We start from the raw sequence: 18,074 nt of genomic DNA, 5'->3' as shown, positions 1-18,074 counted from the left end.
ATCTGTGCGGTAGCACCCTAAACCGTTTCATTTGGAAAGGTTAATACCCAATAGGCCTGTAGCCCTTATTCTTTATGTTCGGGCTGCTTCTAAAAAAACAGCAATATTTGACGGTCGCGCCATCTTGTCTGACGCTTGTTGGAGGTCAAAGCCCAAAAAGAGGTCACCAGGGGCATCAACATGCCAGGCCAGAAGCACTTTTTTTGACCCGCAGTCGCTCATCGACCTCCAGAAGACCCTCATATCCAGCCAGGTTGCGGACGCTTTGGGCGCCAAACACGTCGGCTTACCCCACTGCCGACAGACCCGTCAACTCACGTTGCACCGCCCCTGTGTTGGACTGCGCCAGGGCGGTCACCTTATTGGCGAAAAAGCTGCGGTCGGACGCCCCAAACAACACCGTTGGCGCGCGCTGGCGCAACTTGGGAAAAAGCGCATCGGCCATGCGGGTGGCGGCGCAGGCACAACCCGGTGGGAAAAGTGTTGTGGCTGGGCTGCAGCGCTAGTTGCTGCTCCGTTCGGGTGAACTTGTTACAACTCAAGCAGCCCGGTACCCCGGTTCGCCACTAGACTGAGCGGCGTTCCCGCTTTAACCCCATGGAGATTTCATGCGACCCACTGCCCATGTATTGATCAAGGCCCTTGCCTCAGTTGCCCTGCTCACCAGTCTGGGCGTCCAGGCCCAGACGGCCGTCACGGTGGAGGCAACGGTCACGGCCGCGCCAACCATCACCGCGCCGGCCCCCAAGCCTGCCACGAAAACCTCGAAGCAAGACTTTGCCACCCAGATCGCGCTGGCTGACTTGAACAAGCAAGGCATCACCAACCCCACCAAAGCCGAGTTGGCCGCAGCCGTTCAATCCATTGACGCAAAGCGCACCAGCGGCATGGGCTGGGGCGCAATTGCCAACTCACTGGGCCTCAAACTGGGCCCCATCGTGAGCGCGGCCAACCGCACCAAGCACGCCGATGACCCCAAACGCGTCGAAATGGCAGAAAGCCGCACAACCAAAACCATGGCTCGCGCTGAAGCCAAAGCCAGCCGCGAGCGCACCGAGCGCAGCGAAACCATGAGTGGCAAGGGCAGCAATAGCAATAGCAATAGCAATTCCGGCGGCAATGGTGGTGGCAATGGAGGCGGAAACGGCGGCGGCAATGGCGGTGGTGGCGGAGGCGGCAAGAAGTAACGCCAGCAATTGACTTTTCAGCGCCCGCGACGCCCCACGCCGTCGCGGCGCAACTGGATTGGCCCAGCGCAGCGCCACCCAAAATCCCCCCGTTTGACTTGGTTTGCACCCACGCCGCGTGCAGTCGCGATTTATATGAGTAATTCGCCTCTGGCCCCCGTTCAGTAGGCGTATGAAGCTACGGTAAACATAGCAATATCGCACGTCCCGGTCTAGTGGTGTCAATGAAAATCCTGCGGCCACAATTGCTCGTGCGCCGGTCGGGAAAATGGGCTGGCCTTCATTGAGTGCTTTGATGACGCCAATTCGCGCATGACACCCAGTCAAGTGGGCGAGCGCTGCGGCATGACCCGCACCGATGCCCGCACCATGCGCAACATGATTGGAGCCGGTCGCCCGCCCGCCAGTCGGGGAGGTTGCAGGCGCCGCGGCCTCAGTTCGTGGCAGGGCGGCGCAGCGGCACCGCAAACCCACGCGCCACCGCTGGGCGCGCCATCATCGCCAGATACCAGCGGTGCATCTGCGGAAAATCAGCCAGATCGATCTGGTGCCGATGGGGGCGCCAGGCACAGCCCAGAATTGCAAAATCGGCGATCGACAACTCGTCCGCGAAAAACTCCCGGCCCTGAAGTCGTCGTTCCACCACCCCATACAGGCGCCGGGTCTCGGCCATGTAACGCTCAAGCCCATAGCGGCGGTCCACCTCGTTCTCCAGTGCCAGAGAATGGTGTACCTGCCCAGGTATCGAGCCGAAGTCGCCCATCTGGAACATCAACCACTCCAGGGTGGCAATTCGCTTGCGCGCGTCGCGTGGCAGAAATTTGCCCGACTTCTCGGCCAAAAAAATCAGGGTGGCGCCAGACTCGAAAACGCTGATTGGCTCGCCGTCCGGTCCCAGCGGGTCAACGATGGCCGGGATCTTGTTGTTGGGGCTGATCTTCAGAAACTCCGGCGCGTTCTGCTCGCCTTTGCCAATGTCGACCACCTGAACGTCGTAAGGCAAACCCATCTCTTCAAGGGCCACGCTGATCTTGCGGCCATTGGGCGTGTCGAATGCATACAACTGGATGTTCATGGTGCGTGTGGCGCCTCAGGCAAGGCGCAGGAGTTGGGTTGAAGCCATGCCGGCAATGTAGCAGTACAGCAGCACAGGCGCCGGCATCTTTCCCTTGGGCCCACGTCGAACGGATGCATTTTCTTAAGCGAAATTGGCTTCTGGCGCTAGTGCAGCCTGAGAAACCAGCTGCTAAAAGCGTAGCAAGTTGGTCGTGGCGTCAGGCGGGCTTTAGGTCGCGAATCAGGCTGCTGACTTTGGTGGTGATGATGTCAACCGCCGGGCCGTTGGCCCCGTGCGGCAAGATCACATCGGCGTTGCGCCGGGTGGGCTCAATGAACTGCTTGTGCATGGGGCGCACGGTTTCAAGGTACTGCTGAATCACGCTGTCGGCACTGCGGCCGCGCTCGGCCATGTCGCGTTGCAGGCGGCGAATAAAGCGCACGTCAGAGGCGGTGTCCACAAAAATCTTCAGCGACATCATCTTGCGTAAATCAGCGTCAAACAGCGCAAACAGTCCCTCAATCACGATCACCGGCGCAGGCTTCACCGTGATGGTCTGGCTGGAGCGGTTGTCCGCTGCAAAGTCGTACATCGGCATCTCAATGGGCTGGCCGCTGCGCAGTGTGCGCACATGCTGCACCATCAGCGGCCAGTCAAACGCCTTGGGGTGGTCGTAATTGGTCAGGCGGCGCTCCTCGGGCGACAGGTGCGTCTGGTCCAGGTAGTAGTCATCCTGCATCACGATCGCCACCATCTCCGGCCCCACCGAAGCTAGCACCTCGCGCGTCACCGTGGACTTGCCGCTGCCACTGCCCCCGGCGACACCGATCACGAAGGGTTTGTTTTGGGTGGTGGGCATGCAGTTTCCGTATCCAGGCTAAAAAAGGCGCGATCTTACAAGCCAGAGGGGCAGCGCCAGTCTTCAGTTTGACGGAGTGCTGACTAAATGCAAACCTGCTGCCTTAGCTTCGCCCGCCGTTCGCCGCGACTGGCGGCACATGAGACCCCAAATGGGGTTGGATAACGCCCAAAGGGGGTAGGGTCGTGAATTACAAGAGAAATAGGCCTATAGCCCCCGCAATACCTGAGCAAGAAGCTACTAAAAGCGTAGCAGTTTCAAGTCCGAAACACCCATCGCAGGCAGCACCCACATGGCCGCAAACCGTCGGTCGGCTGGTTTAAGCGTCCGGTCCAAACAAGTCATTGAGGGTTTTGGTGCCTGCGGGCACGGCGACAGAAGTCATGGGCCGGCCCTTGGGGTATTCCTCGGCAATGCGGTCTTCCCAGTAAGTCGTTGGGTTGGGCGCGCTGCACAGGCGGCGAAACACCTCTTGCGGCACCTGCTTGTAAGCCAGCGTGCTCTTGTTGTCCCAATGCAAGTCCAGCTGCTGAGACTCGGCGTTGTAGTCAGCCAGGCGGATGCGCCCGCTGGTGAATGTTTTGCTGAGCAGGGTCATGGTTCCCTTTGGTTGGAGATCAAGGAGGTGCCGGCGGGTGAGGGGATAAACGGTGTCGCCTGCACATCCGGCGCAAAACAGCCAGCGCTCGCTAAGGCTGTATCGCCTTGGCAACCGCTGCCGTAGCCTCAATCAGATCGTTGACCAAGCGCTCATCGACATCCAGAAGGCCTTCGTACTCGCCAAGGTTGCGGGTGTTGTGGCATTTGTCCAGCACACGCCACACCTCGGGGCCCAAGCCCAGCGTGTGCGGCAAGACCTGAAACACGATATAGCGGTGGGCAGCGCGGTAGCCCATGCGCCTCAGAGCCGCCAAGCACAAGGCATGCGCCGCGTTGTAGGCTAGGTCGAAACGGCTCTCTAATGCCAGCGTGGTGTTGCGAGCATCGTGCAAGCGGGCTGTGCCGGTGCGCAGCAGGCCTGCCAGTTCATTCGCGTCTGGCGCCTCTGGTTTGAGGGACTTGCCGGGCCGCACAGGTTGTCAAGCGCTGGGTGCATGGAGTTGTTCCTCGTTGCCGATGAGCCAAATTTTGGGCTGTGACAGGACGCGGGTGATGAAAGCGCTGTCTAGGGCAATGCGCTTGTCCCATTCGGCAGGCGCGTAAAGCGTGGGGTTGACCTTTCGGCCCAGCGCCAAAGTGGCACTTTCCAATGCACCAAACAGCTCGCCATAGCCCAGGCTGGAGCTGACGACCATCAGGTCCACATCGCTTTGGGCCGTGTCTTGCTGCCGCGCAACCGAGCCGTAGACAAAGGCCAAGTCAATCTGCCCGGCCAGCGGTGCAAGGCCGGCGCGCAGGGCGTCAGCCAGGCCAACCGTCTTGAGCACCAAGCCGCGCAACTCGGCAAACACCGGCGCGCCGGCATTGGCCTGGTAATGCTTCTGGTTGCCCTGCCGGGTCACCGTCAGCAAACCCGCCTCGGACAGACCGGCCAACTCCCGCTGCACCGCGCCCGAGCCAGATTGGGCCAAGGCGATGACCTCTGTGGCGTAAAAACTGCGATCTGGCGCGCCAAACAGCACCGCCAGCACGCGTTGGCGCACTTTGGGGAACAGCGCATCCGCCAGTGACGTTGATGCGGGGGGAGAGATTGAAATACCCATATTGGGTTTGATCATACCCTTATTGGGTATTTTTGAGAAATTTCTTAATGAAATAGGCCTCTATCCCTTGTAGGATATGCGCAGGCAGCTATGAAAAGCGGAGCATACTCAGCTGAGGTCTGCCACCGAGCTAACCACTTGCCGCTTCACTTCATCCATCGTCTTTCCATTCGCGGCCTTCCACTCTGTCCAGCCGTTGGCGGGGCGGCCCATCAGGATGCAGGCGGCGCTGCTGGGGCTGGCAAACAGGTGGTCGCGGGTGAATTCAAGCATGCTGCCCACGGGGGACATGATTCCCTCGGAAACCAATTGCTTGCGCAGCCGCTCATTGGATGTGCCTCGAATGGAGGGCGTCACCTCTGCGCGGCCTTGTGAGCCTTTAAGCACTACAAAGCCTTCACTGGTGTACTCGCCCACGCCATCTGCGTCTGAGCTTTTGCAATAGAACAACTCTTTGGGTCCTGCCGAGGCCGTTGTATTGCTCAAGGGTTCAAAAATGGGCTGACCCAGTGTGGCCAGCAGGGTGGCAGCAGTTTCGTGAATCTCGTGGCAGTCTGCCTCCAGCGGGGCTGGTGTGTGGGGCCGGGCGCCCGTGTTGCCGTTCTCCAGGCTGTAGCGCCCGGCCTTGGTTGCCTCACCAATGGCGAACCACTCCAAAAACAGCGCATGCGTTTGCGTCAGGCTGTTGGTGATTGACACCACCACCAGCGCCCGGTTCCAGAAATCCTTGCCTCTGTCGTTCTCTTGGTTGTGCTGAGACAACCGTTTGCCCACGTTGCCGGACTGTCCGATGTAGGTGCGCGGCAGTCCCGCTTCAGACAATTCGCCGATCAAAAAGTACAAACTCACCTGTTGCGCTTCGGGCATCTTCAGGAAGTCTTGCAACTGGCTGCGCGGAATTTCGATCACACGAACAATGCGCGTCGTGATCTCGGCGACGCGAACACCGCGCGGATCGCCAGCGGGGAGGTAGATTTGGATGGTTTTGGGGCGGAGCTTTTTCAAAAATACTACTCAGAGATCAATGGGAAACTGTTGAAGATATTCAAACCGCTCTCTGAACGCCGCGCTTTTGGAGTTCCTTTTCCAAAAGTCTAACTAAGGTTGGAAAATCCAAGTCGATATTTTCAATATCAATTTGTGAGTTATCAACTTTATGAAAAATAGTCATTGCATATGCATGATAAAGTGGATTTGAAAATGCATAGAGGCCTGAATTTTGACTATGACGAATCACTTCGCCTGATGTTGGTAGTGTTAGAGTGCTCAACATACGACGCAGACTAGAGTCAGTGTAAGTTGGAATTTCTCGCTTTATTTTTTGAAGTAACTCAAATCTACTTGCTCCTGAATCTGAGTAATCACTAAGTAGTTGAATAATATTTTTTGCAATATTATGCTTTGAATTTCTATTTGGTTTTAATGCTTTTTCAAATCGACTTCTAATGCTGTCTGATGTTTCTTCGACGTAAGTTTCAACAGCTTTTTTAATATCATCATTGGATATTTTAACAACGGTTGAACCGGTTTCCATAATCCCACTGGCGTGGCAGGCATTTAGACAGAGTTGATGGCATGCAGCTGGCAGGCCTGCAGAGTATTTTGCGATCAGTTTTTTTATTTTATCTGAGAATTCAATATTTAGTCTTGTTTCTCCGGTTGAGATTATTTTGAGAATTTCATCATGTTCCATTAGATGAATTTCAATTTCAGAAACGGGATTTCGCATTTCATCGTCGTATTCGACGACTTGTCGTGCAGTTTGGACTGCTCCCAAAGTAATTATTTTTAGTAGAGGGTATTCAGCTCCGCAATCCATGAAAATTTTCATGACTTGGGAGAGTTTTTTCTTTTCTGGATCATCCACCTTATGAAAATCTTCGATGACCCAGTATAGACCTTTTACCCCAAGCAACTTCGCAAGCGCATGCGCTGTAAGTTGAGGCTGAACCAATCTTTGAGATTTTGTTTCTTGATCGGTTCCTTTAGAACTGTTTATGCTAGCCTTGATCGTCTGAAATGATGCTTCAATTGCATAATCCTCTGAGCTTTTCTTAGTAGTTGTTACCTCAACTTCATAAAATGGAGCTAGCTGAGAGAATGCATCCTGAAGTAGCAAATCCACAGTCATGCCTTTCATGCAGCGACTAGTGAGGTGATTCTCATAAACCTCATTTAGTTTATTTAGAAGAAGCGTCGTTTTTCCCGAACCACTGTGACCGTAAACAACAATTTGTTTTCCTCTTGTTTTTAGGGCGTTCACCAATTTATCGTTTGTTCTCTCATCACGGGGCACATAGCAGGCGATGGCTGGAGAGGAGGGTGTGAAAACCTCATCCACTTGAAATATTTTCTTTTCTTCGAGCGCTTCATTCATTTTTTTTTAATCCCTTGTATGTGGTTTTCGAATTTAGCGGCTAATCGCCGTGGGCGAGCGTTGACAGAGGTGGGAGTGTCCAGTCCCTCCAGACTGGCGTCCGCATGATTCAGTTTTTCAGCGCCTTTAGGGCAGGAAAGAATTGCAACACAAGGCGGCGCAGGTTGGGTTTTACGATCACTTCCCCCAACTATCCTTCAAACCTACCGAAAAGTTAAACACCGGCTTCTTCGTCGTGTGGTCCACACCGTCAGCCACAAAGTAGCCGTGGCGTTCGAACTGGAACTTCTGGTCGGCGCGGGCACGGCCCAGGGACGGCTCGATCTTGGCTTGCACCACTTTGAGGCTGTTGGGGTTCAGGGCTTCGATGAAGTCTTTGCCGCCGGCGTCGGGCTGGGGGTCGAGGAAGAGGCGGTCGTACAGGCGCACTTCTGCGTCCAGCGCGTCGGCCACGCCTACCCAGGTGATCACGCCTTTGACTTTGACGGAGTCGCTGCCGGGTGTGCCGCTCTTGGTGTCGGGGATGAGGGTGGCCAGCACTTCGGTGACGTTGCCGTCGGCGTCTTTATTGGCGCCGGTGCACTCAATGACGTGGCCGTATTTCAGGCGCACTTTGTTGCCAGGGAAAAGTCGGAAGAAGCCTTTGGGCGGGGTTTCTTCGTAGTCGCTGCGCTCAATCCAGACTGCTTTTCCGATAGAGAAGGTGCGCGTGCCCAGCTCGGGGTGGTGGGGGTGAATGGGGGCGGTGCATTCGTCTTGCACATCCGCGCCCATGACCTCGTCCCAATTGGTAAGCACCAACTTGATGGGGTCCAGCACAGCCATGGCGCGGGTGGCGCTACCGTCCAGGGTTTCGCGCAGGCAGCCTTCCAGGGTGCTGTAGTCGATCCAGCTGTCGCTTTTGGTGACGCCAATGCGGTCGGCAAACAGTTGCAGGCTTTCAGGGGTGTAGCCCCGGCGGCGCAAGCCAACTATTGTGGGCATGCGGGGGTCGTCCCAGCCGTTGACTTTTTGGTCGTACACCAGTTGGGCGAGTTTGCGTTTGCTGGTTATGACGTAGGTGAGGTTGAGGCGGGCAAATTCATATTGCCGGGGCGCGGGGCCGGCCAGCAGGCCGCCGTCAATGAGGCGGGCGAGCAGCCAGTCGTAAAAGGGGCGCTGGTCTTCAAACTCTAGTGTGCACAGGCTGTGGGTGATTTGCTCCAACGCGTCCTCAATGGGGTGCGCAAAGGTGTACATGGGGTAGATGCACCATTTGTCGCCGGTGGCGTGGTGGGTGGCGCGGCGAATGCGGTAGATGGCGGGGTCGCGCAGGTTGATGTTGGGCGAGGCCATGTCAATCTTGGCGCGCAGCACCATGGAGCCGTCTTCGAGGCGGCCGTCGCGCATTTGGCGAAAGCGGGTCAGGTGGTGCTCGATGCTGAGGGCGCGAAACGGGCTGTCGGTGCCGGGTTTGCTGAAGTCGCCGCGGTTGACGCGCATTTGGTCAGCGGTTTGTTCGTCCACGTAGGCGTGGCCGGCTTCAATGAGATATTCCGCGGCGCGGTACATGAAGTCAAAGTAGTCGCTGGCCTGGTAGGGCGGGGCGGTGGGTGAGCCGTTCCAGTCAAAGCCGAGCCAGCGCACAGAGTTTTGAATGGTGTTGACGTACTCCAAGTCTTCTTTTTCCGGGTTGGTGTCGTCAAAGCGCAGGTGGCACACGCCGCCGTAGTCGCGCGCCAGGCCAAAGTTGATGCAGATGCTTTTGGCGTGGCCAATGTGCAGGTAGCCGTTGGGCTCGGGCGGAAAGCGGGTGCGAATTTTGGCGGGGTCGGGCTGGCCGGTGGCCTGGTGGGCGGCGTCGCCGGGGGTGCCGGCCCAGCGGCGCTGGGCGTAGGTGCCTTTTTCCAGGTCAGATTCGATGATCTGGCGCAGAAAGTTGCTGGGCTTGACGGTTTCAGACGCTGCATTGGCGGCTGGCTTGGAGTTGGCGGGGGTGGGGTGGCTCATTTTGGTGATTTTAGACCTCGAACCTCCCTATTTCAGGAGCGCGCGGGTCAGGCGTGGTGCAGGCCGGTGAGCTGTACCAGCCGCTCAAGCGCAAAGCTGCCCAACACGGAGTTTCCGGTGCTGTCCAGCTCGGGGGACCACACGGCCACGGTGCCTACGTGGGGCACGATGGCCACGATGCCGCCGCCGACCCCGGTTTTGACGGGCAGGCCAATGCGGTAGGCGAAGTCACCGGCGGCGTCATAGGCGCCGCAGGTGAGCATGAGGGCGTTGACGCGGCGCGCGGCGCTGGGCGAAAGGTACTCTTCGCCGGGGTGGCCGTGGCGGGTGATGTCTTGGCCGTCGTTGGCTAGAAACATGGTGGCCTGGGCGAGCTGCGTGCAGGTCATTTCAATGGCGCACTGGCGGCAGTAGTTTTCCAACACGAGTTCGGGGGCGTTGTTGAAGTTGCCGTAGCTTTTCATGAAAAACGCCATGGCGATGTTGCGGTGGCCGGTGTCGATCTCTGATTTGGCGACCTTGCTGTTCCAGCCTAAGTGGGGGTTGTCGGTGAGGCGGCGCAACTCGCTCAGCAAGGCGTTGGGCATGGAGGTGTAGCGGCTGGTGAGGATGTCGGCAATGACCAGGGCGCCGGAGTTGATAAAGGGATTGCGGGGCTTGCCGTTTTCGGGTTCCAACTGAACCAGCGAGTTGTAGCGGGCGCCTGACGGATCACGGCCCACGCGTTCCCACAGGTCGTCCCCCACAAGTTTGAGCGCCATCACAAAGGTGAAGAGCTTGGTGACGCTTTGGGTGGAGAACGGCGTGAATGCATCGCCCGCCGAGTAGGTGCTGCCGTCAATCAGTGCCACGCTGATGCCAAACTGGTGCGCCGGCACCTGGGCCAATTCGGGAATGTAGCTGGCGACTTTGCCGCGCCCATACAGTGCCTGGGCTTCGGTGTGGATTTGCTTCAGTATTTTGGGAAGTTCGGCGGGCTGAATGGGGGAGGTGCGTTCTTGCATGACGCGGATTTTAGAGGCCCGTTTGTTCTTTGCCTTGTCATGGCTTTGCGGTATCGTTGCGGCCAGTCGTTTGACGACTGAATAATAAGAAAGATTCATTTCTATGAGCAAAGACAACCCGGACACGATGCCGCTGAATGCGGCCACCCGCTGGGCAGACACGGATCAGGACGATGTGTTTGCCCCGGCGGTGCGGGTCACCTTGAGCTGGAAAGATGTAGAAGAAGCGGTGGAGCAGGGGGCGGTGATGCCTTCCATGGCGCACACGCTGTGGGCCTACTGGGCCACGCCGGGCAGCCCAACGCGGGTGGTGGCCGCCGTCCGTGAGCAAGTGCCTTTTGAAGCGGTTCCCGTGCCGAAGCCCGTGGCACGCCGGGTGGCCCCCGTGGCGGCTGCGCCCAGTGGCCCGCGCTTTAGTTTTACCAACACGCTGTATTACTTTGGTGGCATGTTGGCCATTGGCGCCATGTCGCTGTTCATGACCTTGGGCTGGGAGAGTTTTGGCGCCTGGGGCCTGCTGGCCATCAGCGCGGCTTATTTGCTGGCCTGCCTGAAGGTGGCCGACCATTTGAAGGAGCGCCAGTTGCCGGTGCCTGCGGGCATTTTGGCCACGTTGGCAGTGGTGCTGGTGCCGCTGGTGGTGTGGTGTGGGCAGCAGCTGATGGGGCTGTGGCCACCGGGTGGGCCGGAGAGCTATTCGGCGTATCACACACACATCAACTGGCGCTGGATCACGCTTGAATTTGCCGCGCTGGCGGCCGGCGTGGTGATGTTGGGGCGCTACCGTTTGCCGTTCATGGTGATGCCGGTGGCGGTGACGCTTTGGTACATGAGCATGGACCTGGCCAGCGCGTTGATGCAAAACGACGGTTTCAGCTGGGAGTTTTCCCGGGATGTGTCGCTGGTGTTTGGTTTGGCGACCTGTGCCATGGCCGTGTGGGTGGATTTACGCTGCCGGGCGGCCACCGAGCCGGACTGGCGCCAGGACTTTGCGTTTTGGCTGTATCTGTTTGGCGCCCTGATGTTCTGGGGGGGCTTGAGCTTGCGGGACTCTGGCTCGGAGTGGGGCAAGTTGGCCTACGCGGCCATCAATGTGGTGTTGGTGTTTGTGGGCGCGGCCATTGGGCGGCGGGTGTTCACCGTGCTGGGCGCTTTTGGGGTGGCGGGTTACCTGGGCTATTTGTCGCACCGGGTGTTTCAGGACAGTCTGCTGTTTCCGTTTGCGCTCACGCTGCTGGGGCTGGGCGTGGTGGCTTTGGGTATTTGGTGGCAGCGCCACGAAGACGCCATTCATGCCAGCTTGAGTGCCTGGGTGCCCGCCGGGCTGCGGGGTGAGGCAGCGCAGACCGAGTTCGACACCGAGCCACCGGTGAAAGTGCCGGGCTGAGCCGGTAATCAGTTCAAAGTGTTGGCAAAGGCGGTGATGGCTTCAAAGTCCGGAGTCAGCACCGTGTAGGGAATGTCTTCTTCGTCCAGCATGTTCTGGATGGAGCGGTCAATTTGGCGCGCTTCGTCTTCGGACTGAAAGCGCCCGGCCTGCATATATTTCTTCTCGCCGCGCTGCGTCAGCACATTCACATTGTTGTGTTGCTTGTGCCATTCCAGAATTTTGAGCCGGGTTTTGGCAATGTCGCAAATGTTGTCGGGGTAGTGGGCGTTGTAGTGCAGCAGTTGGGGCAGCGGGCACTCGGTCACCAAATACTGCACCTGCCCGTCCAGCACCTCTAACATTTCGTTTTGCCGCTGGGCAATCTGGTACTGGTTTTTAAGCGCCTCATGGTCTTTGTGCCAGACCAGGGTTTTGGCGTAGTCGGGCAAAAACTCCACCGTTTTGTGGCGCAGATTCAGGTTCAGGATGATGGCAGACGAGTACAGCGTTTTGTCGCAGCCCGGTCCGCCAATGATGTTGATGACCTGTGTGGGGTATAGACGCATCTTGTTTTCCGGCGCGTGTTGGGCCGCGGTGGTGTACATCATGGACATGGCAGGTCTCACTCTCTGATTGGTTTTGACATTGGGCGGGGCCGACGGCTTTAGCGCACATTACCAGATCAACCCGCGCAGCGGCAACTATTGCGCCGGTGTGCACCGGTTCAGGATGCAATGCCAGTGCGCTGCAACACGTCGCTCACCAGTTCCAGCCGAACCAGGGGGTTGTCCAACGCCATCATTTGCTGGCGGATCAGTGGGGGCATGGGCAGCAGCTCGCACCAGCGGTTGGCGACCCAGGCGCAGTCGTCCAGCTGGTAGGGCGTGGTCACCGGCGGCGGCTCTGACGCGCCTTGCCGTGCGTTCAAAGAGTCGAGTACGTTGCCAAGTGCGGTGGCGACGTTTTGCAAATCTGGCGGAATGGGCACAGCCATGTCCGGGGCGATCAAGGTGACGTTGGCCGTCCACAGGCCGTGTTTGAGTTGCTCGCGGTGGGTGATCTGAAAGCGCTGCTGGCCGGTGCAGCGAATCACCATCAGCCCGGCTTGGGGCTCGGTGAATTCGGTAATGGTGGCCAGAGTGCCAATACCGTGAAAGGCCTCTTGCACAAAACCATCGCCGCCCTGCGAGCCGTGGTCGGGCTGGCGCACTTCGGCGCCTTGCGTCAAGGTGACCACCCCAAACGGCGCGCCAGTGCTGTGGCACTTGCCAATCATGCTGAGGTAACGCATCTCAAAAATGCGCAGTGGCAGCAAGCCACCAGGGAACAGCGTGGTGCCCAGCGGAAACAGGGGAAGCAAGTCGAGAGTGAGGGGTTCAGACATGGTCGTGCCAATAGTGGTCATTAAAACCATCTTCCCATGAACCCGAGCATCCGAGCTTGGGGCCGGGTTTTTTAGTGGCCGGGGTGCAGGCGCGCGCGTGGCCTCAGGGGTGGCCCCCGTCCATTGTTGACAGGCCCTGAAAAACGACTTGGGGTCTTCAAAACCCAGCAAAAAAGAGATTTCCGCGCCCGACAAGGCCGAGTGGGCGAGGTAGTGGCTGGCGAGCTTCTCCCGCGTCTGATTGAGCAGACCCTGAAAACTCTGCCCCTCGTCTTGCAGGCGGCGCTGCAGTGTGCGTGTGCTCACCCCCAGCTGACGGGCCATGGCGGCCATGCTGGCGCCGCCGCTGGGCAGGCGCTCCAGCAGGGCGGCGTTGACGCGCTCGCTCATCGAGGCGCCCAGGCTGAGTTCGTTGAGCCGTTTTTGCAATTCGGGCTCAAAGAATTGCCACATTTTTTCATCCGCTGTGAGAAACGGGCGGGCTGCGTCGGCGGCCGAAAACACCAGTTGGTACTGGGGCGCCCGGCGCACCGGCACGTCGAAATAGGCGGTGTAGGCCTCTGTTGGCTGCAACGCGACGGGGCTGCTGATGTCCAGCGGCTGCACGCGGGTGCGGGTGGCCAGCCGGGCGAGTTGCACAAAAAACACCAGTTCTGCGCCGATGAGCGAGGCGGGCGGGGTGTCGGCTTGTGCCAACCACTCTATTTGCATGGATGTGTGATCGGGCTGGATGTCGATGGTGAGCGCCACTGGGCAGGTGAGCGCCTTGTAGCGGGCAATGCGCTGCAGGGCGGTGTTCAGGTTTGGGCTGCACAGGGCCGCAAAAATGGGCGGATCAAACGCCTCAACCGAAATCCCCGAACCCAGCCGAATGGGCAGGGTGGGCTCACCGGACTCGTCTTGCAGGGCGCGCCAAAGCCGAAAGTACTCGGCCGTGCTGAGGTTGGCCTGGGGGCGGACGAATAAGTCGCCCGGCAGCTCGGCGCGCCGCAACACGTCGGACGGATCGAGCCCAAAGTCGCTGAGCAGCACCCGCCAACCAGGGTTGACGGCAAAGGCGTTGGCGTGGTTCATGGGTGGCTCCGGTGGTGGGTTGATGGGGTCAGGTGGTTTGCCCGGCTTTTTTGGCAGCGCTTTGCGCGGCAGATTGAACGGCCGTGCGCACCAATGCCTCCCACGCAAAGGTGGGCAGCAGCCAATGCAGAAAGATGAGCGCTTTGGCGTCCATGGGCGTGGCGTAGCGGCGTCGGGGGTTGGCGCAGTTCACGGCGCGGGAGACCGCGTTGGCGACCACGTCCGGGCTGGCGGCGTTGGCGTAGTTGCCCAGCAATGCCGCCATGGGCTGGATGAGTGCGCTGTAAACCGAGCCCTTGGAGTTGGCCAGCAGGTTGCGCGCGGAGATGCCTGACCATTCGCTCTCGATGGCGCCGGGCTGAACCACCACCACGTTGACGCCAAAGGGTTTAACCTCAACCCGCATGGCGTCTGACAGGACTTCAACGGCGTATTTGGTGGCGTGGTACCAGCCGCCCACAGGCATCCAGATGCGTCCGCCCATGGAGCTGATGTTCACAATGGTGCCGCTTTTGGCTTGGCGCATGGTAGGTAAAACCAGCTGGGACAGGCGAGCCAGGCCGAACACGTTGACCTCAAACTGGCGGCGGGCCTCGTCCAGCGGCACGTCTTCGATGGTGCCGTAAGAGCCATAACCGGCGTTGTTCACCAAAGCATCCAGGCGGCCTTCAGCCTTGAGCAGTGCGTCAATGGCGTCTTGCATGCTGGACTCAACCCGTGACATCCAGAGCCAGCACTTTGGCACCCTCAGCGGCGATGTCGGCCATTTGCTCGGTGCGGCGGGCGGCGCCGTAAACTGTCCAGCCGTCTTTGAGCAAGCGGCGCACGGTGGCTTTGCCAATGCCGGCGGAAGCGCCGGTGACCAGGGCAACTTTGCGGGAAGAGGGAGGGGATGAGTTCATGGCGTGGCTTTCTGTGGACTGGAATGGTGCCCAGTTTAGAGAGCAAATCACGCCGTGGAACTAGCCAAACGCGCCAATCTAAAAGCCAAACACGCCAACCGGGCCAATCGAGCTGGTCTGGGGACGCCGTTCGATTTACATCGCTTTGAAGCGGTGGGCGTAAAGCCGGCTAACCGGCAGTTTGTCAGCGCGGCCCCGCAGGGTGAGGCTGAGTTTGCCGGTGTCGTCTCGCGTGACCGATTCCACGGCCAGGGCTTGCACCACGGTGCCCCGGTGGATTTGGTGCAAAAAATGCCCAGAATCAGCCCCATGGGCAGCCAACTGCCGGCCAAGTCAAATCGTTGGCTGGCGGCGTCATAGCGGGTCGAGTCGGGCAAGGCCTGGCCCATCACCAGCGCCATCGCGATCAGACCCGCTATGGCCCGAGCGCCAAGCACCAGCGGCTGCAGTCCGAAAGCGTGGATGGTGCCCTGCAGTGACAAGCCCACCATGACGAGTGGAAGAAGGGCCACTTTGCCCAGGGATGCGATACGGCGCTTGCTTTGGCTGTGGCCCAGCCACACCAGGGCAAGGAGCAAAAACCAAACCTAGAAGGGCGTGTGGCTGGCGATTTGAGTGAGCATGGCGAGCGCTTTCTAAATTTTAGGGTTGTCGTGGTTGGTTCCAGCCACGCCGGCCACAGGTCAACGGGGTGTTGGGCCAAGTAGCGATGGCTGAACTTTGCTCTTCCAACGGAATGCTGGCGAGCGGCATGCGACGAGATGCCGAGTGAGCGGTGTGAAGGGCTTGTGTAAAGCGCGAGTGGCGGGCTGAAGGCCCGCCAAGCCGGGGCGATAATTGCCGCCAATCAACATTGACAACATCAGGGAGTGATCACTTGGATATCGTTTTGCTGCTTAAAGCCGCCATCATGGGCATCGTCGAAGGGTTGACGGAGTTTTTGCCCATCTCGTCCACCGGACACTTGATTCTGGCCGGCTCACTGCTGGGGTTTGACGATGACAAGGCCAAGGTGTTTGACATTGCCATTCAAACCGGCGCCATCTTCGCAGTCATCTTGGTTTACTGGCAAAAGATTCGCGACACCGTGGTGGCGCTGCCAACGGAAAAGCAGGCCCAGCGCTTTGCCCTTAACGTGCTGATTGCGTTCTTTCCGGCGGTGATTTTGGGGCTGGCGTTTGGCAAAGCCATCAAAGCCAATTTGTTCACCCCTGAGGTGGTGGCCAGCGCCTTTATTTTGGGCGGCTTCATCATTTTGTGGGCCGAGCGCCGCCAGGCCAACAACCCCAATGTGACCCGCGTGCACAGCGTGGATGCCATGACGCCCATGGACGCCCTCAAGGTCGGCTTGGCGCAGTGCCTGGCCATGATCCCGGGCACCAGCCGCAGTGGTGCCACCATCATCGGTGGCATGCTGCTGGGCCTGTCGCGCAAGGCGGCCACCGACTTTTCGTTTTTTCTGGCCATTCCCACGCTGATTGGCGCCGGGGTCTATAGCCTGTACAAAGACCGCGCCTTGCTGGCCATAAGCGACGTGCCCATGTTTGCCGTGGGGCTGGTGTTCTCGTTCATCAGCGCGTGGATTTGTATTCGGTGGTTGTTGGCTTACATTGCCACCCACAGCTTTGCCGGGTTTGCCTATTACCGCATTGCCTTTGGCGTGGTGGTGCTGGCCACCAGTTGGAGCGGCCTGGTCACCTGGGCCGCCTGACCGGCTGTGTCAGGCGCTCTCAGGGCGGGCTGAAAACAACGACTTGATCGCTGCCGGCGCGCTTGGCGCGGTACATGGCGCTGTCGGCCAGCGACAAGAGCTGGTCCGCATCGCTGGCATGGTCAGGAAAGAGCGCCACGCCGCCGCTGCACGAGATGTTGACCTCGTGACCATCAATCAGCATTGGCATTGCCAAATCTGCCCGCACTTTCAGGGCGACTGTGATGGCATCCTGCTCACTGTCTACCAGCGGCAGAAGCAGCACGAACTCATCGCCACCAATGCGAGCCACCGAATCTGATTCGCGCACGGACTGGCGCATCCGGGCGGCGGCCTCTTGTAACACCCGGTCGCCCATCAGGTGGCCATAGCGGTCGTTCACGGGTTTGAATTTGTCCAGATCAATAAACACCAGCGCCAGGCGCGTCAATTGCCGCCGCGCCGTGGCCAAGGCCTGTTGGAGGCTGTCTCTGAACAAGGCCCGATTGGGCAAACCCGTGAGTGGGTCGTGTTGGGACAAATGTTGCAGCATTTTGGCACTGGCAATCAAGGCGTTTTGGGTGCGCACTAGCTCACTCACGTCATCAACCACCATGACCAAGCCGCTGATATGCCCATCGTGGGTTTTGCGGGGTGCCAAGGTCACCTGGAGGTGCTGGGTGGTGCCGTCGATGCCCTGGTGGTCTTTCTGGAAGCGCACCACTTCGTCAGTCAAGGCTTGTGTGGCGTGCTGCAATATCAGTGCTTGGGCGGGCATGGGGTAAAGCTGGCTGACATGCGCGCCTTTCAAGCTGGCGGTCGAACATGCAAAGGTGTTGGCCAGGGTGAGGTTGGCATACTGGATCTCCAATTGCCCGTTGAGCACGGCCAGTCCGCAGGGCAGGTTTTCGGCGATGACCGCGTTTTGAGAACGACCCTCCTGAATCTGCAGCTCCAGGCGCTTTCGTTCGGAAATGTCTTCCACCACGGAAATGAAATAGTCCGGGTCGCCCGCGGGGGTGCGAATCAGTGACACGGTTAACTGGGCCCAAACAATTTTCCCGGACTTGTGAAGATAGCGTTTCCCCATCGAGTAGCGCTGAATTTCACCGGCAAGCATGCGCTGCACATTGGTCAAATCCTCGCCCAAGTCGTCGGGGTGGGTCAGTTCTTGAAAGGTGAGTTGTTTGAGCTCACTCGCGGCGTAGCCCAAAGTTTCGGACAGCATGTTGTTGATGCGCAGCCATTGACCTTGGGGGCTGACGTGGGCCAGTCCGACTGCGGCATTCTCAAACGTGTCACGAAACAAGCGGCCCTCGGTGGCCAATGGCATTTCCGGGGGCGCAGCTTCAGTGGATTCACATGGCATAGGCACACTCCGTATGACTGCAGGTGTAGACGCCCATCATAAGGAGAACTGACCCAGGCCCCCATGATTGGCTGATAAATATCAACCAGGACGGAAACAGTTCACCCTAA

Annotated in this window: 18 protein-coding genes and 2 pseudogenes; 3 read left to right on the top strand and 17 right to left on the bottom strand. The window is 58.8% G+C overall.

Annotated elements, in window-relative coordinates; genetic code table 11:
* Window positions 1-286 precede the first annotated feature (286 nt).
* Window positions 287-445, bottom strand: a complete 159-nt coding sequence (locus tag J8G15_RS08045) for a hypothetical protein (RefSeq protein ID WP_210546975.1) — start codon at window positions 443-445, stop codon at window positions 287-289.
* A 163-nt stretch (window positions 446-608) separates the two neighbouring features.
* Here J8G15_RS08045 and J8G15_RS08040 point away from each other — a divergent pair, with 163 nt between their 5' ends.
* Complete coding sequence (locus J8G15_RS08040) at window positions 609-1,187, top strand: hypothetical protein (protein WP_210546974.1); 579 nt, start codon at window positions 609-611, stop codon at window positions 1,185-1,187.
* A 433-nt stretch (window positions 1,188-1,620) separates the two neighbouring features.
* Here J8G15_RS08040 and J8G15_RS08035 read toward each other — a convergent pair whose 3' ends face one another.
* The 9 genes from J8G15_RS08035 to J8G15_RS07995 form a co-directional block, all read right to left on the bottom strand.
* Window positions 1,621-2,262 carry a glutathione S-transferase family protein gene (locus J8G15_RS08035; RefSeq protein WP_210546973.1) on the bottom strand — a complete coding sequence of 214 codons (642 nt, stop codon included), beginning with the start codon at window positions 2,260-2,262 and terminating at the stop codon, window positions 1,621-1,623.
* Between the two features lie 199 nt (window positions 2,263-2,461).
* Window positions 2,462-3,103: a uridine kinase gene (gene udk / locus J8G15_RS08030; RefSeq protein ID WP_210546972.1), complete on the bottom strand. Its 642-nt coding sequence runs from the start codon at window positions 3,101-3,103 to the stop codon at window positions 2,462-2,464.
* 319 nt (window positions 3,104-3,422) lie between these two features.
* Entirely contained in the window at window positions 3,423-3,701 is a 279-nt protein-coding gene (locus J8G15_RS08025) for a KTSC domain-containing protein (RefSeq protein ID WP_210546971.1), read from the bottom strand.
* 91 nt (window positions 3,702-3,792) lie between these two features.
* Window positions 3,793-4,176, bottom strand: a complete 384-nt coding sequence (locus tag J8G15_RS08020; protein WP_210546970.1) for a hypothetical protein — start codon at window positions 4,174-4,176, stop codon at window positions 3,793-3,795.
* 6 nt (window positions 4,177-4,182) lie between these two features.
* The gene (locus J8G15_RS08015) at window positions 4,183-4,821 is read right to left on the bottom strand and encodes a transcriptional regulator (RefSeq protein WP_210546969.1); all 639 of its coding nucleotides are present in this window, start codon (window positions 4,819-4,821) and stop codon (window positions 4,183-4,185) included.
* Window positions 4,822-4,914: 93 nt separating this feature from the next.
* Entirely contained in the window at window positions 4,915-5,811 is an 897-nt protein-coding gene (locus J8G15_RS08010) for a GIY-YIG nuclease family protein (protein WP_210546968.1), read from the bottom strand.
* Between the two features lie 40 nt (window positions 5,812-5,851).
* On the bottom strand, window positions 5,852-7,183 hold the full coding sequence (locus tag J8G15_RS08005; protein WP_210546967.1) for an ATP-binding protein: 1,332 nt from the start codon (window positions 7,181-7,183) through the stop codon (window positions 5,852-5,854).
* A gap of 177 nt (window positions 7,184-7,360) precedes the next feature.
* Complete coding sequence (locus tag J8G15_RS08000) at window positions 7,361-9,172, bottom strand: glutamine--tRNA ligase/YqeY domain fusion protein (protein ID WP_210546966.1); 1,812 nt, start codon at window positions 9,170-9,172, stop codon at window positions 7,361-7,363.
* A 47-nt stretch (window positions 9,173-9,219) separates the two neighbouring features.
* Entirely contained in the window at window positions 9,220-10,176 is a 957-nt protein-coding gene (locus tag J8G15_RS07995; RefSeq protein WP_210546965.1) for a glutaminase, read from the bottom strand.
* A gap of 103 nt (window positions 10,177-10,279) precedes the next feature.
* Here J8G15_RS07995 and J8G15_RS07990 point away from each other — a divergent pair, with 103 nt between their 5' ends.
* Window positions 10,280-11,563, top strand: a complete 1,284-nt coding sequence (locus J8G15_RS07990) for a DUF2157 domain-containing protein (protein ID WP_240538483.1) — start codon at window positions 10,280-10,282, stop codon at window positions 11,561-11,563.
* Window positions 11,564-11,571: 8 nt separating this feature from the next.
* Here J8G15_RS07990 and J8G15_RS07985 read toward each other — a convergent pair whose 3' ends face one another.
* The 6 genes and pseudogenes from J8G15_RS07985 to J8G15_RS22050 form a co-directional block, all read right to left on the bottom strand.
* Window positions 11,572-12,159 (bottom strand): AAA family ATPase, encoded by a 588-nt coding sequence (locus J8G15_RS07985; RefSeq protein ID WP_210546964.1) that lies wholly within the window; start codon window positions 12,157-12,159, stop codon window positions 11,572-11,574.
* A gap of 110 nt (window positions 12,160-12,269) precedes the next feature.
* Complete coding sequence (locus J8G15_RS22055) at window positions 12,270-14,003, bottom strand: AraC family transcriptional regulator ligand-binding domain-containing protein (protein ID WP_370627516.1); 1,734 nt, start codon at window positions 14,001-14,003, stop codon at window positions 12,270-12,272.
* 28 nt (window positions 14,004-14,031) lie between these two features.
* Window positions 14,032-14,706: an SDR family NAD(P)-dependent oxidoreductase gene (locus tag J8G15_RS07970; RefSeq protein ID WP_255555754.1), complete on the bottom strand. Its 675-nt coding sequence runs from the start codon at window positions 14,704-14,706 to the stop codon at window positions 14,032-14,034.
* A 7-nt stretch (window positions 14,707-14,713) separates the two neighbouring features.
* Entirely contained in the window at window positions 14,714-14,905 is a 192-nt protein-coding gene (locus J8G15_RS21840) for an SDR family NAD(P)-dependent oxidoreductase (protein WP_255555753.1), read from the bottom strand.
* Window positions 14,906-15,040: 135 nt separating this feature from the next.
* Window positions 15,041-15,187 (bottom strand): annotated as a pseudogene (locus tag J8G15_RS07965) (LytTR family transcriptional regulator DNA-binding domain-containing protein); the annotation flags it as partial.
* A 56-nt stretch (window positions 15,188-15,243) separates the two neighbouring features.
* Window positions 15,244-15,468: pseudogene (locus J8G15_RS22050) on the bottom strand (DUF6622 family protein); the annotation flags it as partial.
* Between the two features lie 314 nt (window positions 15,469-15,782).
* Here J8G15_RS22050 and J8G15_RS07960 point away from each other — a divergent pair.
* The gene (locus tag J8G15_RS07960) at window positions 15,783-16,616 is read left to right on the top strand and encodes an undecaprenyl-diphosphate phosphatase (protein WP_210546962.1); all 834 of its coding nucleotides are present in this window, start codon (window positions 15,783-15,785) and stop codon (window positions 16,614-16,616) included.
* 19 nt (window positions 16,617-16,635) lie between these two features.
* Here J8G15_RS07960 and J8G15_RS07955 read toward each other — a convergent pair whose 3' ends face one another.
* Window positions 16,636-17,964, bottom strand: a complete 1,329-nt coding sequence (locus J8G15_RS07955; protein ID WP_210546961.1) for a diguanylate cyclase domain-containing protein — start codon at window positions 17,962-17,964, stop codon at window positions 16,636-16,638.
* Window positions 17,965-18,074 lie beyond the last annotated feature (110 nt).

The organism is Rhodoferax sp. PAMC 29310, from assembly GCF_017948265.1.
In the GTDB taxonomy this organism is placed as follows: domain Bacteria; phylum Pseudomonadota; class Gammaproteobacteria; order Burkholderiales; family Burkholderiaceae_C; genus Rhodoferax.
Note: the sequence above shows the minus strand (reverse complement) of the source record. Positions and strands in the feature narration are given on the sequence as shown.